Raw genomic sequence first — 20874 nt, forward strand, 5'->3', positions numbered from 1 at the left:
ATCTTATGCTCCAGCACTGTTCTTTTGTCGCTTACGGGCGTTTTTTCCAGGTCTTTTCGCTTTAGTCGCTTTTTTACCTGTACTTTTTTTAGTCGTCTTTTTCGCGCCTGAGGCGCTCACTTTTTTACTTTTTTTCACCACTCCTTTTGGGGTGGCTTTTTTACGTTTTTTTGGCTTTTTACTGTCTTTGCCCGTTTTTTCTTCTGACGTTGCAGATTTACCATTGGGTATTTTACCAGCTTTCAATTGGGCCCGAACACTCCTATTCGCAGCTTTTTCCGGAGTCGATTTTTTGCGTCTACGTGCATAGCGATCCGGCTCAGCTTCATCAGCAAGAGCCAGATTAATACGCCTTTCATCTAGGCTAACCGACGCGACCACCACGCTTAGTTTGTCACCCAAGCGATAAACCGCTTTACTGTGCTCGCCAACAAGACAGTGTTTCGCGCCGTCAAAGTGGAAGTATTCATGCCCTAAATTGCTAACATGGATGAGACCGTCAATTTGCAATTCATCTAACCGGACAAATAATCCGAAGTTGGTGACAGAGGAAATCACACCGGAGAATTCATTCCCTACATGGTCTTGCATAAATTCACATTTAAGCCAATCGGCGACTTCTCGAGTTGCATCATCTGCTCTGCGTTCGGTCATTGAACATTGTTCGCCGAGTTGATCGGCTTCGTCATCTGAATAGGCATAGGCGCCAGAAACCGTTTGTCCTTGCTGTGCCAAAATCCCCTTGATCGCACGGTGCACAACCAAATCGGGATAGCGTCTAATGGGAGACGTAAAATGCGCATAGGCTTTAAGTGCTAAGCCGTAGTGCCCAATATTATCCGGTTGATAAACGGCTTGTTTCATTGAACGCAGCAACATCGTTTGGATCAGCTCCGTTTCAGGTCGCGCACCTAATGCATTCAACGCTTCTGTCAGCTCCAATGGCGTCGGCTCATGACCAATTATGCTCTCAATCCCCAAGTCTTGTAAGAATTGTCTAAAATGACTTAACTTTTCTGGATCTGGTTCATCGTGCACACGAAACAAACTGCTCGCTTCATGCTTCTCGAGCAGTTTAGCAGCAGAGACGTTGGCCAAAATCATACACTCTTCAATAAGTTTATGTGCATCATTTCGAACGACAGGCACAATTGACTCAATTTTGCGATAGGCATTGAATACAAAACGCGTTTCAAGTGTTTCGAACTCGATTGCGCCGCGTACTTGACGCGCTGATTTCAAAGCCATGTACATGTTATGTAACTCGGTTAAATGAGGTACCACTTCGGCGTATTCATGCCTGAGCTTCTCATCTCCTTGCAAAATGCTATGTACTTTTGTGTAAGTCAGACGTGCATGGGAGTTCATCACCGCTTCATAGAATCGATATCCAGATAGGCGCCCGGCTTCAGAAACCGTCATCTCTGCCACCATACAAAGTCTATCTACTTTTGGATTTAACGAACATAATCCGTTAGAGAGTACTTTGGGCAACATTGGGACAACTTGCTCAGGGAAATACACGGAGTTACCGCGTTCAATTGCCTCTTTGTCAAGCGGGCTATCTTTTTCCACATAATGAGATACATCTGCAATCGCAACCCACAAACGCCATCCACCAGCACGCTTTCGTTCGCAAAATACTGCATCGTCAAAATCTCGTGCATCTTCGCCATCAATGGTTAAAAGAGGTAGATTACGTAGATCAATCCGGCCTTGTTTATCACGCTCCGCTACATGCTCTCCATGTTTACTAACTTGCTCTTCAACAGCCTGTGGCCAAACATGTGGAATGTCGTGATTTCTTAAAGCAACCTCGATTTCCATGCCCGGCGCCATATGGTCGCCAATTACATCTGTGACCTTACCCACCGCATTCATTTGCTTACTAGGACGTTGGGTAATTTCTATCTGCACCATTTGATTATGGCGCGCACCTTTTTCACTACCAGGTAAAATCACGATATCTTGGGTAATGCGCGGATCTTCAGGCACAACCACGGCCATGCCATGCTCAACAAAATATCGTCCAATGATGGGGGCTCGCTCGCCTTCTAACACTCGAACGATGCGCGCTTCGACTTTTCCACCGGACCCTCGGCTGGCTGCTTTAGCAAGCACCTGATCTCCGTGTAGCACCTTATCCATTTGGTGTTTAGTGATAAACCAATCTTTTTTCTCACCTTCCACTTCTAAAAAACCAAAGCCATCTCGGTGCCCAATCACCTTCCCTTTTACCAATCCGTCATCACATGGAATGACATAGCACTTAAACTTATTAAAATGTAACTGACCATCACGCTCCATCGCGCGTAGTCTCCTTTTAAAGGCAATCTGCCTGTCTTCTTCAAATACATTTAACGCTTGGCACAATTGACTAAAGCTGGTCTTTTTAGTGCTGGCTTTGATGTGATCTAGTATGTATTCTCGGCTTGGTACCGGGTTGTCGTATTTTTCTTGTTCTCTTGTGAGATAGGGATCCTGCTTTGGCATGCATTATCTGTGTAAAGGAGTTATAGCTATATTCTAACGCAAAACAGCATAATGACCTAACCCCTAACAATGGCATTTTTAAGATTAAAAGCTTCTAAAAGGTGCTGGATGACGTCTAATTACGCTACCCAGCGCCTGTTCTAACCTTCACACTCAGAAACCATGATAGACCCTTAGCAAAACGATCGAGTTTTGGAGGACTGCTTAGGGTTGCGCATTATCTGAATTCAAAGCACCGTTGAAGTGGCTAGACGTATAGCTGATAAAACTGACATCGGATGGCAAGCATCGACCAATTTCTCTATCGTGGTAGCCTCCCCAGTGTTAGTAAGTGAAATATTAAAGTCAATTTCATCCCCAACTAAATAACACTTATTCACAAATAAAGACTGAGAGGTAGAGTTAAAAGGTGTTTACGCAGCCTCGTCGCAATACTTGCTCTGGCTTGGTTACTCGCCGTATTGATATTTTACTTCATTAGCGCCCACTTGCGCATTACGACTTTGAAGGAGACGCACTTTGCCAATGCATAAAGCAGGGCAAATTATGTGTGACAACTATATTGGCGCTTGCATCAGGACCATTGTTTTTGCCGTGATTTGAAAAGTAAAGGCGTTATCTAAGTAAACAGAAGCAGGGTCCGAAACCAGAGATATGACCACTAGATTAACACCCACAATAATCGAGGTATTTTGCGTTTCGGTATTATTTAGTAATTTATTACTCGCCTCATTGTCAGTACTCATGCGTACACTCAAATGACACTAAAGGGTGAGCAAAACATCTCATTCTTTTACGATAATAAAACAGGCTATGCGACCACTTTTGAATGATACTCGGACAACCTCTTGGCACTTTGCTTCGCGATACCATGCAGCATATGCCAATCTACGTTAATCGAATCAAACAAGGTTAATCGAACATCTTGTAGCGCTAGATAAAGTGCACGCATCCCAAGTGATGATACTTCTTCTTCAAGTTGAATTAACTTCTCTTCTAGCGCTTCCAGCGCTTGAATATCAGCGAGCCCTCTCAGCTGAGCAAATTCGTAGTCCAGTCTATCACTGAGATACATCAGCTTTGTACTGAGTACTTGTGGCTCCATACTACCCGCTAAACGCTCAATGGTAGAGAGGTCTAACAACTCGTGATCAAGGCTTAAGTGCCTAGTCGATACCAGTAATTTAGACAACAACTTTTCTAAATCAGGTAATACAATGGGTTTAGCCATAAAATATTCAATACCTGCAGAGAGGTAAGCTTGCTGTGCCTGTTCATCGACATCACCTGTAATAGCAACAACAACCGGCATGTGCGTAAGGTTGAGCGATTTAAATGTCTGGCGATACCAATCTAACCCATGGCCATCACGCAGATGCATATCCAGAAATATTAAGTCAAACACCGTTGTATTAAGCTGCTGTTCGGCCTCTGTCAAAGAAGATGCTATTTGATAGTCCAAAGATAAGGATGACAAAAAGTGTTTAATGATCTCTTGGTTTAAGAGGTTGTCCTCCACAACCAAAATATTTCCAGAAAGCTGGGAAATTGACCTATTATTGAGTGCTTTAGACGCGACTTCAGGAGAGGTGTCCGTGGCTTCAACAAGCTCTATGTCAAAATAAAAAAGGCTTCCTTGAGCAATCTCACTCCTCACTTCTAGTTTTGAGCCTAGAGTCTCTAAGAGCTGCTGACATAACGCCAGACCCACTCCTGCGCTTTGCGCAATAGAAAGTTCTGGATCTGCAGAGTCAAAAGGCTGAAACAACTGCTCGATCTGCGTTTGATTCATTCCTTCACCAGTATCAGCGACTTCAAACCTGAGTAACTCACTTTGGGACTTTTTGCGAAGCATACTGACTGCTAAGGTGATCTTGCCTTGATGCGTATATTTAATGGCATTTGACAACAAGTTTTTAATCACTAACCCTAACGTATCTTGATCGATCAAATACTGTTTATGACTAGCGATGGCTGTGCTTCTTACTTCAAGTTCAACACTTTTATCTTGTACTAACGGTTTAAACTGTTCCATTAACTGCTGAATAAACGCTGGGAGCACCACAGCTACCTGTCTAGATGCCTTACCACGCGCATTCAGTAATACTTGATTCGCCAAATCTGCCAAAGACATCGCAGTAGAAATTATTACATCACAGTACTGCACATATTTCTGTGGTTCTCTCGGAGCCTGTTTAATCATCTCAGCATGACCGACGATTGCGTTTAAAGGCGTTCTTAATTCATGACTCAGCAAGGTTAAAAACTGTGCTTTCTTTTGAGTTTCCTCTTTCGCTCTTTGGGTCACATTGGCCAACAATTGCTCTTTCCTACAGCTACATAGTAAGCACAATGAAAAGCATAAGATGAGTGGCATCACAATAACCGACAGAGAAAAAAACTGGTTCATCCAATTATTCGTACCAAGTGAGTCACTGTGCTCGTAATGGCCAAGCATACTTAAACGTAAAGTAAATACACTCAAAAGAGATACACAGGCGATCGCAAAGGTCCAATGGGCGGGAGAAAAACTGACGAGTGATTTGCCTTGGCCAATCCACAAAGCGCGTAAACACAATGTCATGGCCAACAACCAAACTAAGTAATTGACGACCACCCGTACTAAGAAACTGGCATCAATAAATGTAAAATAGATAAAACTAGGGAAAAATACAGATGCAAGTAAGAACCAAGGCCAATTATAGACTCGTACAATAAAGAATCGTTCAACGCCGCGCGTCAACATAAACAGGCCTAATAAAATAAGGGTATTAGGTACCATGATTGACCAAACGGATGAAAGCGCTTGTGAAGACTGAAAAATACATGCGATGGCCGCGCTAAGTACAAACCCAAACCATAAACGAGTACCAGCAATACGCTTGTGCACCAACCAATTTACCAACATAAATACGGCACATACGCAGGTCGTTAATGCTAATATTTTGAGTAGGAGTTTAGGATCGCCCATCTAAGGTCAATTACATTATTTTAATCATTAAGTAGTATTATATTACTAATTGTCTACATGAATAAATAGAGAAATGAACTTATTGGAACGCTTTAACTCTCTATAGCCATCCTTTTTGCCTAGCAATTCTCGCTGCATCTACTCGATTTGTGGCGTTTAATTTAGCAATTGCCTCTGACAGATAATTACGGACGGTACCATCACTTAAAAATAACTGTTGTGCAATTTGGCTGGTTTTGAGCCCCTCACTGGCTAGACGCAAGGCCTTACGTTCTTTGTCAGACAAGGGATCCTTTTCATCCAGTGCATTCATGGCAAGTTCTGGATCGATAACTTTTTGCCCCACAGAGACCTTTTTTAACGCATTAATCAAGTAGTCACTGGGGGCTTCTTTGAGAATAAACCCTTTGACACTGGACTCCATCGCACGTCGAATATAACCCGCTCGAGAAAAGGTTGTCATGATCACAAACTTAATACTTGGATAACGTGCTTCAACCGCCTGTGCCAACTCTAAACCGGTAAGATTTGGCATTTCGATGTCACTCAAAACGATGTCTACTTCAACACGCGCCAGCATATCTAATGCTTGCAACCCATCTTCAGCTTGGCCTACTACCTCAATACAAGGCTCCAATGACAATAAAGCTGCAATGGCATTTCTCACTAATGCCTGATCTTCAACTACCAAGACTTTCATAACTTACATCTCCTTTTGGGGTAGCTCGGCCACCAGCCTGAGCCCATCATCGGCAAACACCTTAAACGATCCGCCTAATTCTTCAATTCGTGATTTAATCCCCGACAAACCATTGCCCCATACAATATTATGTATCTGACCATCATCACAAAATATGAGCGTGTGTTGTCCCTTAAACGTGTTCAACGAAATGGAAACCTTTCTAGCATTACTGTGTTTAAGCACATTGGTAATCGCCTCCTTAGCGACAAAGCATAAGCAACTTTCTTGTTCTGGGCTTAACGCAATTTGCTGTATATCGGGTTCAACAGCCATGCCTTTGTCCTTTAACCGTGCAGTCATTACATCCAGTTGTGCTTGCAGCCCTAATTGCTTCATGCCCGATACCGCTTCTCTCACCTCAGACAGTGCTGTGCGAGCTAACTTAGCGACTTCGTCCGTTTCATGTTTAGCCTGATCGTAATGACCTGCTGAAATAAACTTGCCTGCAAGTTCTGATTTGAGTGAAATTGAACTCAGTGAGTGACCAAGCAAGTCATGCAAATCTCTCGCGATACGCTCTCGCTCTGCAATTTTTGCAAGTTGGCTGATCTGCTCTTTGCTTTTTCTTGACTCATTTCGATGAACTCGTTCTTTATATTCCACAACACCAAATCCAAACAGCCCCAATGAAATCACCATTGCAGGACCAATGAAATAAGGCCAAAAATTTGGATGAATGTGTAAAGTGGCAACTAACGTAATTGCGCACATTAAAACGGCTAACATCAACCAACGCACACTACCAAGAAAACAAAACCCAATGAGATAACCGACATAACCAAAGAGCGTACTGGTTCCCGAAGTGAGCTGCGTCACTAAGACACACAGAAGCAGCATCAATACTATAAAGTGAATAGCATCTTTCGCAGGTTTTAATAACGCTTTGTGGTAACAAAATACAAAACTGCCATACGCCATAAATTGCGCCGCAATTTCTGCATTGGACGTCGTTTCAAAACTCCTTATCATCGGAAAAAAATAGAACACAGAAAAAACCAGCGGTCCATAGTTCCAAAAAAAGTGTTTTCCTTTTCTGGCCAGCGGCATTGTGTGTGTTGCACTTCTCATAGAATGCCCATTCATAAATTTAAAAAGACCTATCTCTCTTGATTGTTTTACCCTACCATGAGCAACAACGAAGTCGCAGTGACAAGTGTCACCGAAAATATCAGTTAAAAGCGATACTCGCCGCTAACTCAAATAAATAATTAATAATTATGCATAAAAATCAATCCGCGCTTATACAATTACATATCGCCGTACTTATGTTTGGTGGCACTGCGTTATTCTCAAAATTAATTGCCCTTTCCGCACTGGATATCACAGTGTACCGAACCGCAATTGCTTTTTTGGCGATCACTGTCATTCTCAAGCTACAAAGCAAACAGTTGCGACTTCACAACCACAAAGACTACTTTATTGTTGCTAGCCTCGGTGTCATCATAGGATTGCACTGGGTTACCTATTTTGCCGCAATGCAAATGGCCGGTATCGCCACGGGGATCATCGCCTTTTTCACTTATCCGGTCATCACGGTCTTACTTGAACCATTGTTTAATAACACAAGAATTAAACCCACCGATCTATTTAACTCGCTCATCGTTATTGTCGGAATTTACCTCATGGTGCCTGATGCAAACTTAGGAAATCAAGTCACATTAGGTATACTCACAGGCGTTGTATCAGGTGTGTTTTTCGCAACACGTAACCTGTTGCAAAAGAAATACTTTTCAGGGTACGGTGGACCGCACACCATGTTGTATCAAACACTAACAGCAGCCATTGTCTTGTCCTTTTTCATTGACACGCCACCTCAGGCACTTCCCCTGCAAGACATGTACTACTTACTATTGGCTGGTGTTGTGTTTACAGCAATACCCCACTCTCTGTTTGCGAATAGTTTACGCTATTTAAGTGCAACAACAGCCGGGTTAATTTCCTGCTTACAGCCCTTGTACGGCACTGTTTTGGCTTATATGCTGTTATCAGAAACAACCAATATGACGACAATCATTGGCGGTATTTTAGTTGTAAGTGCTGCCTGTTTTGAAACTTGGTCAATAACAAGGAATAAACGATGATCCAAGTATTTGCGCACCGGGGTGCAAGCGGAAACCACCCAGAAAACTCGCTAAGTGCAATTAGCGCTGCTTTGGATGTGGATGTAGATGGCATCGAATTGGATGTACAAAGCTGTCATGATGATTACGCGATTATTCATGACACATGGCTAGATCGCACCACCAATGGCCGAGGTATGGTTAGAGATGCTACTCGGGAAATGTTAAATGCTCTGGATGCCGGCAATGGAGAAGGCATACCGACTCTACAAAATGTATTTGATCTAATTGGTACCAACGCGACAATTAATCTCGAGTTAAAGCACACTTATTCTTTAGATAAGTTCGTCCAATACATAGAAAATAATATTAATGCAGGTGTGATAGAGCGTAGTCAATTGATCTTGTCATCCTTTGACCACCACCAACTGGTATGGCTTAAACAAAAATTGCCCTGGGTTAAAATCGGCGCCTTGACCGCTTCTATCCCTTTGAACTACGCCGAGTTTGCCCAAAAGTTACATGCCTATAGCATTCATATGGATAAAAACTTTATAAACCATGAGTTTGTATTGGACGCTAAGCAGCGAGGCTTGCAGGTATATGCCTATACCGTTGACAAGCAAAAAGACATTGAATTAGTGCTAGACATGGGGGTCGATGGGATCTTTAGTAATTATCCTTGTCACGCCAAAATGGCAATTAATAAACTTTGTGCTTTTAAAGCGTAATCGCTGAACGACTGTACCTTAAATAATCAGCTTAAAGTGCTTTAGATTCTAGCTATTTACTGATAAACCGTTCGGACTGCTTAAATAATTCCACTAAATGGTATACTTTAATAGTAATGGAAGTAAATGCTGGGTGTTTCTTGCAAGTGATATCCAAATTTACACGAACCGGCGAGTGATAAGCCTATGATGAGTTTGTACATGCGCATATATAATTTAATTGAAGAATCTCTCTTTTTTACTCTCACGAGAAAAATATTCGGCAACCTAGGTTTTTTGTTTGTCTTTCAGCTGCTCACATTAGGCTGGCTCTACACGCACTTATCTGATTCTGGTACAGAGTTAGGTGGCTTCTGGCTATTGGCATTGTCCTCCATCGCCGCATTTATTTTCACTTTTTTTTATATGCGCTATTTAATAGTGAGACCGGTACAGGCAATGCGTGATGCCTTGGAGCAAGTGAATCGCCAAGATGGCAACTTAAATGCGCGCTTGCCTCAGTTTACATACGATGAGTTTAGAGAGCTCAGTGATCAATACAACACCTTCACCGTGCATCTGAGTGAGCTTTTGGGCAATACTTACAAAAGCGCTGAAGCGGCGACACTCAGTAATCAGCAAGTTACACAGTCGATGACCAGCACAGTGTCGGCAGGCGAACAGCAGATCAACCAAGGCGATAACATCATTGCGGCCAGCGATCAGGTCACCCACAGCTTACAAAGTATCGTCGGCAACACAGACCAAGTCTATCAAGCCAACACGGAAAGCTTACACTTTGTGCGAGGCTCATCACAGTCTTTAATGACACTGGTTAGCGAAGTACAACAAATCACTTCACTGTTGGGGAATTTCTCTACTACGGTGTCTGGATTAAAAGAAAACAGTGACAATATTCGAAATATTCTCAAAATGGTCGAAGAGTTTTCAGATCAAACCAACTTACTCGCACTAAACGCCGCAATTGAAGCTGCGCGCGCAGGTGAAGCAGGCAGAGGTTTTGCTGTTGTTGCGGATGAAGTACGTAACTTATCGGTGAAAGTTAATGACGCGACACGCCAAATTAGCGACTTTATAAACCAAATGGACCACTTAGTCAGTGAGACACATCAAGAATCAGAGCAATTAATTTCGCACTCTAGCGGCGCTGAAAAAGCCATTAGTGAGACTTCTAAAGGGTTTGCGGATATGAGTGCAGATTTCGAACGCAACCAATCGCAACTTGAAGAGATTGTCAGTGCCGTACACCAGCTCGAAGACACGCAAAATCACACACATCACGCGGTGCAGCAAATTGTTGAGTTAGGTCAATCAGCCAAAGCGCAACTAGATACAGCCCTGCACGATTGCCAAAATGCGCATCAGTTAACCGCAGCAACACAAAAAGAGCTTCAACGGTTTGTATAAGAACAAGCCCAGTTAAACTCTGGGCTTTTTCGATGTCACCTCTTAACTTAGCGGCTAAGCTCGATTCACATCAAATGCGATTACTTCTTGGATTTCGCTTTTACCTGTCGCCAACATCACCAAACGGTCAATCCCCAAAGCAACACCAGCACAGGTGGGTAACCCGTGCTCAAGCGCCTTTAAAAATCGTTGATCTTTATCTATCTGAGGTAACCCCATTTGGGCTCGCACTTGGTTATCTTTATCAAAGCGTTTACTTTGCTCATCAGCATTCGTCAGTTCGTTAAATCCATTCGCCAATTCCATACCTTGATAATACAATTCAAAACGCCCTGCCACGCGCGGGTCAGCGTCGTTTAATTGTGCTAGAGCAGCTTGTGATGCAGGAAAATGATAGACAAAACATGGGGCGTCTTTGCCTATTTGCGGCTCAATTTCCATGCAAAATAGCAACTGTAACAGTGCATCCACAGATTGCTCTTGTGCGGCAATATCTTTATACCCGTATTGGCCACAAACCACTTTGAGTGCTTCTAGTTCGATTGTTAAGGGGTCAATCCTCAAATGAGCTCGAAAAGCGTCCTGATAACTCATTCGCGTTGCAACATCACATGATAAGACGGTTCGCATTAAACAATCTATCTCATCCATTAAGTCAAACTCATCGAACCCAGGGCGATACCATTCTAGCATGGTGAACTCAGGGTTGTGGTGACGACCAGACTCCTCATTACGAAAGGCTTTACCTATTTGATAGATAGCGCCACTGCCAGCTGCCAATAAACGCTTCATGGCAAACTCTGGGGACGTTTGTAAGTAAAGAGGCAGTCCCTTGGCATGGCTTGGTCCAACAAACTCGGTTGAAAATGTGGCTAAATACACATCGGTTACAGATGCTTGGCTCAAACAAGGTGTTTCAACTTCCATTACTTCACGTGCCGCAAAAAAAGCCCTTATCTTGGCCAGTATATTTGCTCTTTGTTTTAGCGTCTCAATTTGCGCACTCGGCGCCCACAATGCGTCATTCATTTCACTTTACCTGTAAACTGTGCCTATCAAAAAAAATCTCGGCATTTGCCGAGATTTTTCACACTTTCGCAATTAAACCGAAGTTATTTAACGCGGCTCACATATTCGCCCGTACGTGTGTCTACTTTAATCACTTCGCCAATTTGAACGAACAACGGAACTCTAACAACAGCGCCAGTTGTTAGCGTTGCAGGTTTACCACCGGTACCTGCTGTGTCACCTTTTAGACCTGGATCTGTATCGGTGATCTCTAACTCTACAAAGTTAGGTGGGGTGACCGCGATTGGGTTACCGTTCCACAGCGTGATCGTACAAACATCATTTTCAACTAACCATTTCACATTTTCACCAACTGCTTTTTCATCAGCAGCGATCTGTTCGAATGTCTCATTGTTCATGAAGTGCCAGAACTCACCGTCAGTGTACAAATACGCTAAGTCTGTTTCCATTACATCGGCGCCTTCAACGGAGTCGCCAGATTTAAATGTTTTTTCTAATACTTTTCCTGAGATCAACTTACGGATCTTAACTCGGTTGAAAGCTTGGCCTTTACCTGGTTTAACCATTTCGTTTTCTAGGATCGTACAAGGCTCGCCATCAATCATAATTTTTAGGCCGCCCTTGAACTCGTTGGTGCTATAATTCGCCATCGTATCCTCTAATCATCGTATTTCGAGTAATAAACCTGCTAATGATACAAATAAATGAAGTAAATTTGCATACTAACTGGCAAAAAGAATTGGCAAATGTCGTTACTTGCCCAGAAACACTCATTAAAACGCTTGGGTTAGAAGCACATTTCAATGCAAAAGACCTTGCAGCTAAGCGGTTATTTCCGCTTCGCGTACCACGCTCTTTCATATCGAAAATGCAGTATGGTAATCCGCAGGACCCCTTGTTATTACAAGTCTTACCTGTGCATCAAGAGTTTATTGCTGAAAGTGGATTTAGCAAAGATCCACTTGAAGAACAAGACGCGCCTGTGCCAGGTTTATTACATAAGTACAAATCTCGCGTTCTGTTGATGTTAAAAACCGGCTGCGCGGTTAATTGTCGCTATTGTTTCAGGCGTCATTTCCCTTATCAAGACAACCAAGTGAACAAACGTACTCTTGAGCCAGTGTTTGACTATCTTGTCGCACACCCCGAAATTAATGAAGTGATCCTCAGTGGTGGTGATCCGTTAATGGCAAAAGATGACATGGTTGCCTGGCTGATCGACAAATTAGAGCAGCTACCACAAATTAAAAGGCTAAGAATACATAGTCGTTTACCCATAGTTATACCGACTAGAATCACCGCACAACTGTGTGAAAGTTTAGCCAATAGTCGATTAAAGGTTATTCTTGTCAATCATATAAATCATAAGAATGAAATTGATCAGCACTTTATCCACGCAATGGGTAAGCTCAAACAGGCTGGCGTTACCTTGCTCAACCAAACCGTGCTATTGAAAGGGATTAACGACAATGCGAAGGCACTTATTGACCTCAGCGAAGCGCTATTTGATAGCGATGTATTGCCATATTATCTGCATTTATTGGACAAAGTTGAAGGGGCAAGTCACTTTGATGTCACTGAGGAGGAAGCCATTACACTGGTAGGCAATATCTTAGAGACGTTACCGGGATTTTTAGTACCTACATTAGTAAGAGAAATCGGCGGCAAACCAAGTAAGACGCCGATTGATTTGCATTTAAGCTAAGCCTAAATACAAAACATCAATGTACACTAGACGTATACGTTGATGTTGTTGCCCAACGATGCGGTAACTGACTTCGCGGGGGTCTGCGCAGCGGCAGCACTCCCTGCTGATTCAATTAATGCTAGGGCTGCTCGTCCATCTGCTTGCTGTTGCTTTTTAGCCAAAGAAGCGCTGTATACTTCGCCACTTGGCCCGGCGCCAGACATAGCAGGAAGGTTACTTCCGGAAATATTCATAGGCAATTACCTGACAAGTTTGATGGATCCAAGTAAAATATCGACCGATTCATACCAGACTTTAGGAAAACTATGCACGCTATCATCGAAAAGCTCAACGAAAACTTAAAAGTTGTTTACCGTCAAGCACTTGATGCTGATAAAAAATTAGATGAACTGCAACAACAAGGTCATGGAAAATTCACTGCACTGTTCACAAAGGACGCTGGCTTCGGATTTGAAGCGAAACGCTTTAAACCATATGTCTTGGATGTAGCCGCGGATGTAGATGCACTCAGTAAATCTGATCAGTTAGATGAAGCGCAGTTGAAAAAAGCAGTGTTCAAGCTGCAACAACTGCTCCAATTATTGGCAACGTTTAAATAAAAAAGAGCGCTTTAGCGCTCTTTTTTACTTTAGATTTTTGGGGCAACTTCTTCTTTGTACCAATCACTTAAAAGCCGCTTATCGTAGTAAAACTCTGAGTCTCGGCCCATTTTGATTTTGTCCATAAAGCCTAAATCTTTCAACACTTTTGATTTCGCCTCGGTGATCACATTACCGTTGTTGTCAGTCACTCGATACGATACTTTTAAACGTGGAAAGTAAATCGGTTTAATGATGCGAATATCGTTCATATTGAACCGAACATCTCCGGCTAAATCGACATCTTCAAATGTTACAGACATGGTGTAACCTGCGGGTAAATCGGCGGCTAATTTGTTTAAGTGTTGCTCAAACTTTTTAGCTATGCGTTTGTAGTACCCACCCCGCGTTTCATTTGCAGGAAAAACATCTCGATATTCTTTAAAATCTAGCCAAGTAACATTCACTTCGCCAGCACTTGCCGTCATTGGAAGGAACATCGCTGCAATCACATATTTGATATATTTCATAATAAACTCCTCTCGTTGGCCTGTATGCCCATAATCTGCTCATTTCGCTGAACGAAAACTTAAGGGTTACATCCCTTTACAGGCTTTTACCCGTGATCACTTTATCACCATCAAGAGCGCCAATTAGGCGCCCTTTTGCTCCTTTATTCGATAAAATAATGCATACAAAACTGGCACTACGCCTAGGGTCAACAAAGTTGAGAACAGTAATCCACCCATGATCCCCAGCGCCATCGGTTCCCACATTTCACCACCGCCCAAGTACAATGGAATTAAACCAAAGACAGTAGTTGCCGTAGTGAGGAGTATTGGTCTCATACGTTGCTGAGCAGCCGTTACAATCGCTTCTACTGGGTTTTCCGGCATATTGTTTAGCTCAATCTTAATTCGCTCTAACAGCACAATTGCATTGTTTATGACAATGCCTGCCAAGGAAATAATGCCCAGCAAGGTCATAAAGCCAAAGAATGACTGTCCTACTAGTAGACCGAGAATTACCCCAATAAATCCCAGTGGAATTGTCGTCAGTACAATAATAGACTTTCGGATCGAGTTAAACTGACCAATCAGGAGGATGACGATAATAAACACCGCGATAGGCATTTTATCTGCGATTGACTGGTTCGCTTTTCCTGAAGACTCCGCCTCACCACCGAGTTCATAAGAGTAGCCAAACGGCCAGTTTTTCTTTTGCTCTTCAAGCCACGGTACGAGCACATCAAACCCTTCATCCGCAGTTATGCCGTCTAATTGAGCGCCCACCGCAACTGACTTTAATCGATCACGTCTTAAAATTTGCGCACTTTCCCAAACGATTTCGATGTCGGCGACTTGCTTCAGCGGAACTGATGCACCAGTAGCTTGTGAGTAAACCATCATCGCTTCTAGCTTTCCAATATCGTCTCTATCTGCGGCAACAGATCGCAATGTAACAGGAATAAGCTCATTGCCTTCACGATATTGAGTTAACTCTAATCCACTAAAACCTGTTTGTAACGAGCTCGCAATATCTTTACTGGAAACGCCAACACGCCGAGCTCGAGTTTGATTAATTTTTATTTGTACCTTTTTGCTTGGTAACCCCCAATCATCACTCACCGCTTTAAGTCCAGGTGTCGTTTGCATTTGCAGTTTTAATGCATCAACAATTTTCATCAGGGTCTCTTTGTCATCACCTGAAAGCCTAATCTCAACGGGGTTGGCGATCGGTGCACCATTCTCTATTTTGCGTTGTTTTATCAAGAGATCTGGGTGTCTACTCAAAGCATAACGTTCAATATCAACCATCAACTCATCAATCAAGTGATAGGAAGTTGTACTCACTATCATCAACGCGTAGTTTGCACTTGTTGGCTCTGGATTGTGAGTTAACAAAAACCTCGGCCCACCGTTTCCAATGTAGCTCACCCACTCGGTAACGCCTTCAGGCCGTTCGCTCGATACTTTCAGGTCGCGATGTAAAAAGCCCTCAATGTCTTTTACCATAGCTTCTGTCGTCTGCAAACGTGTACCAATGGGCAATTCGAGCTCGACTTTAAAGTAATCACGATCGGATGGGGGGAAGAAAACCTTAGGAATATATTGCATCCCTTGTAGCGCCACAAAAAATGCAGCAACGCAAGCTATGATAGTCATCCAACGGTAACGGATCATGACCGTTAGGAGTGTTTTATAACCAAGATATACCCCGGAATTATAATCTGCCGCTTGAGACTTCACACGCGTAAAGTACACGCATAGCATTGGGATCATAGTCATTGCCAGCAACCAAGAACAAAGCAGCGTGATTGTCACCACTTTGAACAATGAGGCGGTATATTCACCTGTCGACGATTCGGCCAAGAAAATGGGAAGGAAAGCTGCGCCGGTCGTGAGTGAAGACACCAACAACGGTACTTTTAGCTCATCAGCTGAGTCCACCGCAGCATCAATCGCCGCTTTACCTCGTTCCATTTGTACCATGATATTCTCAGACATGACGATGCCGTTATCAACAAGCATACCCAGCGCGATTATCAGTGCAGCCAAAGATATCTGATCAATACTTATATCAAAAAATGACATCACTAGAATACCAAACACCATACTCATCGGAATTAAGCTCGCAACGATGAGGCCAGTTCGCAAACCTAGTGTAAAGAGCATCACTAAGGTTACGACCAAAACAGCTTGCAGCAAGTTCGAAACAAAATCACTGACTTTTTGCTCTACTTCCCTTGGTAAGAACGACAATAGTTTGAACTCAACGCCTATAGGATAAACACTTTCTAAGTAATTTAGCGTCTCTAAGACTTGCTCTCCTAGCGCAATATTGTTGCCACCCAAACGCATCGAAATGGCCAATGTGAGACCTTCTTGCTGTCCTACTCGGACTTTGGATTTTGCGGGGTCCACATAATCTCTGTAAACAACCGCAATGTCAGATAACAGTAATACTTGCTCACTACCTGGCACGTTAATAATAGTGTTGGCAATGTCCTCCACAGATTCAAAGTTACCACTCGGTTCAAGTGCAAGCGTCTCATCATTAATATATATAGAGCCGCCAGGGTTGACGATATTACGCGCCGCAAGTTGCTCTTTGAGCTGACTCGGTGAAATGCCAAGCGCCCCCAAACGCGCATTCTCAAATTCGATAAATACCCTTTGCTCTTGATTTCCGAATATCTCAACTTTTGCAGCTTCAGGTAAGCGCAACAACGTATCTCGTACTTGCTCCGCCACATCTTCCATCTCTCGGTAACTATAGCCTTCGGCAGTGAGCCCAATTACAATGCCAAAGACATCCCCGAATTCATCATTCACAATGGGTTTTTGTGCATCGCTCGGCAAGTCTTGTTCAATACTCTGAATTTTACGCCTAAGGTTGTCCCAAATAGGCCGCATCTCCTTGTAGCTTTCTTTGATATTGACACTAACAATGGAAACACCTGTTTTTGAAGTACTACTCACAAAGTCTAATTCAGGGATCTGTTGGACTACCTTCTCAATTTGATCTGTCACTAACTCTTCGACTCGCTGCGGGCTAGCCCCAGGAAAGTAGGTCACAACTTGTGCAGTACGAATGATAAACCCCGGGTCATAGTCTTTTGGCATTTTGTCAAAGGAAGCAATGCCAAAAAACAGTAGTGCTGCTATCAGCACCCAGGTGGTACGATTATTTTCTAATGCAAGTCTGGTTATATTCACTGTGCCCCCTTGTTAAATTTCACAAGTTGACCCTCACTTACCTTACTCATACCAGCAGTAACAATATAGTCTCCTTCGTTTACACCACTCATCACCGGAAATCCTAGCGTTGATACTTCCCCAATCACCACTGGTTTTTTAGCAATCTCTCCTTTACCTTTTCCTACTGAAGAGACAGTCCAAACGTAATTCCCCGACGCATCTTTCAAAACAGTATTAATGGGTAAGTATAATCCGCTCTTATTTACGTCAACACCCTTGGCTAGGACCTTTGCAGTCATACCCGGTAAGATATTGTAGTTTTCCGGGCGAGTCATACTCAGCGTCACTTCATAGGCTTTCGTTACTTCATCCGCTTGGGTACTTACTTCGACAAAATCTAAAGGGAAAGTCTTGTCTGGGATCCCAGAGAATTCTGCGATAATGTGCTTTGGCGCATCCTTGGATACTTTAATCATCAAGCTCTCTGGCACATTCACTTTCAGTGTGATGTGCTTAATATCTTGCAGTGTTGCAATTACTTGCTTAGCTTGCACTTCTTCAAAGCGTTCAATATACGTTCTTGCGACAACACCAGAGAACGACGCCTTCAAACTTGTATAAGATAAATTATTCTGCGCATTTGCTAATTTGCTTTTTGCACTGGTAAAGTGAGATTGCAACTGATCGTAGTCAGACTGCGAAATGGTACCTGACTTAATAAGCTGTTTCGCTCGGCTGAAATCAGCCTGTGCTTTTTTGTAATTGGCTTGTGCTTCGTCCAAAGAAAGTTGGTAGTCAGTCGCATCCACTTTAGCAATGACATCACCTACTTCAACCTCTTCCCCTTGCTTAACAAGCAACTCAGTCACCTCACCAGGCACTTTAAAAGACAAATCGGCTGAAGAAGCAGCATCTACCACCGCAGGAAACTCCACCATAGGTCCATCAACTTGCGACGATAAAAGCAGTGTTCTTACAGGACGTAGTTGTTCAGTGTCTTTGATTTCTACTTGTTGCTCTGAACAAGCGACTAAACTAATACAGAAAAGCGCAGCCACACCAAGTGACCTAATTCTTATTGTATGCATGAATGCTCCTTAATTGTGTCCTGAGTTACGATCTTTGACCATTGCCGTAACGAAGTTATTTACCCAAATATCTAGAATTTGTTTGACCGCTTTAACATTTTCAGTACCGTCAGCTTTTATCACCGAATCTAACTCCCTATGAGCTGTCATCATCACCATTGGTTCTTTTTTATTGCCCACATAGAATACAGATTCAAGGGATACATGGGTCAGCGCTTCTGTTTGCTCTGTTGCAGCTAGATACGCAGATTTACCTGCATTGTAAACCAGTCGAATCGGAACAAAGTCTCGTACGCCTAGTTCAATAGGCTCGAATTCTACATCTGTAAACGCCCCTTTAATCGTTAACACAGAGTCATCCAGCTTAACGGGTTGCTCGGTGACAATTTCATAATGAGGACTTAACTTGCTGACCATTTCTGACTGCATGTAGTGGCTCAACTTGGCAATATGTTGAGGGTTAACATTTAAAAAGTCTGTGTCTTTGACATTGACCCACACTTCAAAGCGCGGCAAATATAAGGTTTCGATTTTGGCCAGCGCATCTTGTCCAAACTCACGACTTACATATAGTTGAGTATCTTGATACTCATCTGAAGGTTTAAGCACTTCATAGTCCGGAAGAAAACCAGATTGCGTATTTCTACCGGTTGAACTACATGCCGTTATAAAAAAAAGAGTGGATAGAATTAGTACAGCGCGCAACGAAGTCATTGTCAGCTCCATAATTATTAATATTCCTTAGGTTGTATCATATCGCCAAATATCACTTTGTTCTCATTTGATATTAAATGTAACTCTAGAGTACACCTCTAACGATAGTTACTTACCAAGACGAATAGCTAAGACCTTAGCTAACTTAAATAGTGCAACATTAATTAAAATTTATAGTTTAACGCTTATAGCATAGCTAACTTACTGAGCTTTAGTCGTATTTGCTGACTAAAATTAGAGAATAATTGTGAGATTTACAGACTAGAAGGTGTGGAAATTGGGAAAGTATTAAGGAGCAGAGTTATAAAAACACAAATTGGGCCTTTATATAGCCCAATTATGAACGCCATTTTAATCGTAACAATCCATGGTTATAAATTGCCTCTGATCACACCAACAGCAAGTCCCTCAATATTGAACGCTTCCTGTTCTAGATCGACTTCTATTGGGGAAAAGTCTTCATTTTCAGCGTGAAGAAAAACTTTTCTACCGACTTTCTCGAAACGTTTGACGGTAACATCTTCTTCCACTCTTGCAACAACAACTTGTCCATTATTTGCGACTTGGGTTCTATGTACTGCGAGTAAATCCCCATCCATGATACCTATATTTTTCATACTCATTCCGTTGACTCGTAATAGGTAATCAGCATTGGGTTGAAACATGCTAGGATCGACTTTGCAATGATTTTCAATGTGCTCTTGCGCTAGGATAGGTTCACCGGCAGCGACTCGACCGACCAGAGGTAAACCCAACTGCTCAGGCTCTTCTTCTTCAACTAAACGAATACCACGACTGGCACCGGGCACCATTTCAATTACCCCCTTTTTTGCCAGCGCTTTTAAATGCTCTTCCGCGGCGTTAGCACTGCGAAAACCCAACGAGTCTGCAATCTCAGCACGGGTTGGTGGCATACCTGTATCTTTGATAAATACCTTTATAAGTTCGAATACTTGTTCTTGTCGTTTAGTTAACGGTCGCATATAACTGGTTTTCCATACAGTACATTTACTGTGAGTATATACAGTTCAATCAAAAGCGCAATGATCTTCTTAACATTTTCTATCGACATAAGACGGTATCGCTGTGGCAATGACCTGTAAACTTATAGCTTCCGTAAGTTACTAACGTTTATAAAGGTAAGTTAATTACTGGCGTGCACCAGATTAGCGACGGCGAACACAGTGAGCACGCTCTTTTTGCGTAAGTATAGTGCGAAAGGTTTATGACAAGCGCGAAGCGCCCACATTCTTTTCGCGCAAGGTAAAATGCGCTGGTTTAACCGCAGCTAAGAGATGTATTTAAAAGAAATAAAGAATCACAAGCGTGAAAGCGCTTCACTGCACCCAGTCGGTAGAAAGTGAAACTATTCACTTTCTTATCCCCGCCTTCACCCTACTTTCACATGGACGAAATGAGACCGAAGTGCAGCTTCGCAGTTCATTGAGATGAGCGCATGGATGCGCGATGGAACCCAGCTTCAGGGATGAATTAAGTGCGAAAGGTTAGCGACAGCGAACACAGTGAGCACGCTTCTTTTGCGCAAGGTGAAATGAGCTCGTTTAGCTGTTGCCGAGGGACTTAGACGCAAAAAAGCCCGACTCTTTCGAATCGGGCTTTCTTTTATTTGGCGCTTGGCAATGTCCTACTTT

Annotated in this window: 18 protein-coding genes; 5 read left to right on the forward strand and 13 right to left on the reverse strand. The window is 42.8% G+C overall.

Translation table 11 applies throughout. The annotated features are described in order from the left end of the window. Nucleotides 1–3: 3 nt before the first annotated feature. The 5 genes from rnr to L1286_RS08805 all read right to left on the reverse strand — a co-directional run bounded on the left by rnr (nt 4) and on the right by L1286_RS08805 (nt 7274). Nucleotides 4–2493 carry a ribonuclease R gene (gene rnr / locus L1286_RS08785; protein ID WP_235406516.1) on the reverse strand — a complete coding sequence of 830 codons (2490 nt, stop codon included), beginning with the start codon at nt 2491–2493 and terminating at the stop codon, nt 4–6. Nucleotides 2494–3050: 557 nt separating this feature from the next. Further along, the gene (locus tag L1286_RS08790; RefSeq protein WP_235406517.1) at nt 3051–3239 is read right to left on the reverse strand and encodes a hypothetical protein; all 189 of its coding nucleotides are present in this window, start codon (nt 3237–3239) and stop codon (nt 3051–3053) included. Nucleotides 3240–3304: 65 nt separating this feature from the next. Then, nucleotides 3305–5401 (reverse strand): ATP-binding protein, encoded by a 2097-nt coding sequence (locus L1286_RS08795; protein ID WP_235406518.1) that lies wholly within the window; start codon nt 5399–5401, stop codon nt 3305–3307. 163 nt (nt 5402–5564) lie between these two features. Then, complete coding sequence (locus L1286_RS08800; RefSeq protein ID WP_235406519.1) at nt 5565–6164, reverse strand: response regulator transcription factor; 600 nt, start codon at nt 6162–6164, stop codon at nt 5565–5567. Between the two features lie 3 nt (nt 6165–6167). Continuing rightward, on the reverse strand, nt 6168–7274 hold the full coding sequence (locus tag L1286_RS08805) for a sensor histidine kinase (RefSeq protein WP_235406520.1): 1107 nt from the start codon (nt 7272–7274) through the stop codon (nt 6168–6170). 149 nt (nt 7275–7423) lie between these two features. Between L1286_RS08805 and L1286_RS08810 the strand changes: the two genes are divergently transcribed. The 3 genes from L1286_RS08810 (at nt 7424) to L1286_RS08820 (ending at nt 10404) form a co-directional block, all read left to right on the forward strand. Next, the gene (locus L1286_RS08810; RefSeq protein ID WP_235406521.1) at nt 7424–8287 is read left to right on the forward strand and encodes a DMT family transporter; all 864 of its coding nucleotides are present in this window, start codon (nt 7424–7426) and stop codon (nt 8285–8287) included. Next, nucleotides 8284–8997 carry a glycerophosphodiester phosphodiesterase gene (locus tag L1286_RS08815; protein WP_235406522.1) on the forward strand — a complete coding sequence of 238 codons (714 nt, stop codon included), beginning with the start codon at nt 8284–8286 and terminating at the stop codon, nt 8995–8997. Before L1286_RS08810 ends, L1286_RS08815 begins: the two co-directional genes overlap by 4 nt. Before the next feature lie 201 nt (nt 8998–9198). After that, nucleotides 9199–10404 carry a methyl-accepting chemotaxis protein gene (locus L1286_RS08820; RefSeq protein WP_235406523.1) on the forward strand — a complete coding sequence of 402 codons (1206 nt, stop codon included), beginning with the start codon at nt 9199–9201 and terminating at the stop codon, nt 10402–10404. A gap of 54 nt (nt 10405–10458) precedes the next feature. On the opposite strand, the gene epmA is transcribed toward L1286_RS08820, so the two are convergent. Beyond that, nucleotides 10459–11433 (reverse strand): elongation factor P--(R)-beta-lysine ligase, encoded by a 975-nt coding sequence (epmA, locus tag L1286_RS08825; protein ID WP_235406524.1) that lies wholly within the window; start codon nt 11431–11433, stop codon nt 10459–10461. Nucleotides 11434–11516: 83 nt separating this feature from the next. Next, a complete protein-coding gene (gene efp, locus L1286_RS08830; RefSeq protein ID WP_235406525.1) occupies nt 11517–12083 on the reverse strand; it encodes an elongation factor P in 567 nt (188 codons plus the stop codon). A gap of 41 nt (nt 12084–12124) precedes the next feature. Here efp and epmB point away from each other — a divergent pair, with 41 nt between their 5' ends. Further along, a complete protein-coding gene (epmB, locus tag L1286_RS08835; RefSeq protein WP_235406526.1) occupies nt 12125–13138 on the forward strand; it encodes an EF-P beta-lysylation protein EpmB in 1014 nt (337 codons plus the stop codon). Nucleotides 13139–13164: 26 nt separating this feature from the next. Here epmB and L1286_RS08840 read toward each other — a convergent pair whose 3' ends face one another. Beyond that, nucleotides 13165–13374, reverse strand: a complete 210-nt coding sequence (locus tag L1286_RS08840; protein WP_235406527.1) for a hypothetical protein — start codon at nt 13372–13374, stop codon at nt 13165–13167. A 72-nt stretch (nt 13375–13446) separates the two neighbouring features. Here L1286_RS08840 and L1286_RS08845 point away from each other — a divergent pair, with 72 nt between their 5' ends. Beyond that, nucleotides 13447–13740 carry a prephenate dehydrogenase gene (locus L1286_RS08845; protein WP_235406528.1) on the forward strand — a complete coding sequence of 98 codons (294 nt, stop codon included), beginning with the start codon at nt 13447–13449 and terminating at the stop codon, nt 13738–13740. A 29-nt stretch (nt 13741–13769) separates the two neighbouring features. Here L1286_RS08845 and L1286_RS08850 read toward each other — a convergent pair whose 3' ends face one another. The 5 genes from L1286_RS08850 to lexA all read right to left on the reverse strand — a co-directional run bounded on the left by L1286_RS08850 (nt 13770) and on the right by lexA (nt 20205). After that, a complete protein-coding gene (locus L1286_RS08850) occupies nt 13770–14249 on the reverse strand; it encodes a DUF3016 domain-containing protein (protein ID WP_235406529.1) in 480 nt (159 codons plus the stop codon). Between the two features lie 123 nt (nt 14250–14372). Then, nucleotides 14373–17438 (reverse strand): efflux RND transporter permease subunit, encoded by a 3066-nt coding sequence (locus L1286_RS08855; protein ID WP_235406530.1) that lies wholly within the window; start codon nt 17436–17438, stop codon nt 14373–14375. Further along, nucleotides 17435–18508 (reverse strand): efflux RND transporter periplasmic adaptor subunit, encoded by a 1074-nt coding sequence (locus L1286_RS08860; protein ID WP_235406531.1) that lies wholly within the window; start codon nt 18506–18508, stop codon nt 17435–17437. Before L1286_RS08860 ends, L1286_RS08855 begins: the two co-directional genes overlap by 4 nt. Before the next feature lie 9 nt (nt 18509–18517). Continuing rightward, a complete protein-coding gene (locus L1286_RS08865; RefSeq protein ID WP_235406532.1) occupies nt 18518–19222 on the reverse strand; it encodes a DUF3313 family protein in 705 nt (234 codons plus the stop codon). Nucleotides 19223–19593: 371 nt separating this feature from the next. After that, nucleotides 19594–20205 (reverse strand): transcriptional repressor LexA, encoded by a 612-nt coding sequence (gene lexA, locus L1286_RS08870; protein ID WP_235406533.1) that lies wholly within the window; start codon nt 20203–20205, stop codon nt 19594–19596. Between the last annotated feature and the right edge of the window lie 669 nt (nt 20206–20874).

The organism is Pseudoalteromonas sp. SMS1 (assembly GCF_021530565.1).
Lineage (GTDB): Bacteria > Pseudomonadota > Gammaproteobacteria > Enterobacterales > Alteromonadaceae > Pseudoalteromonas.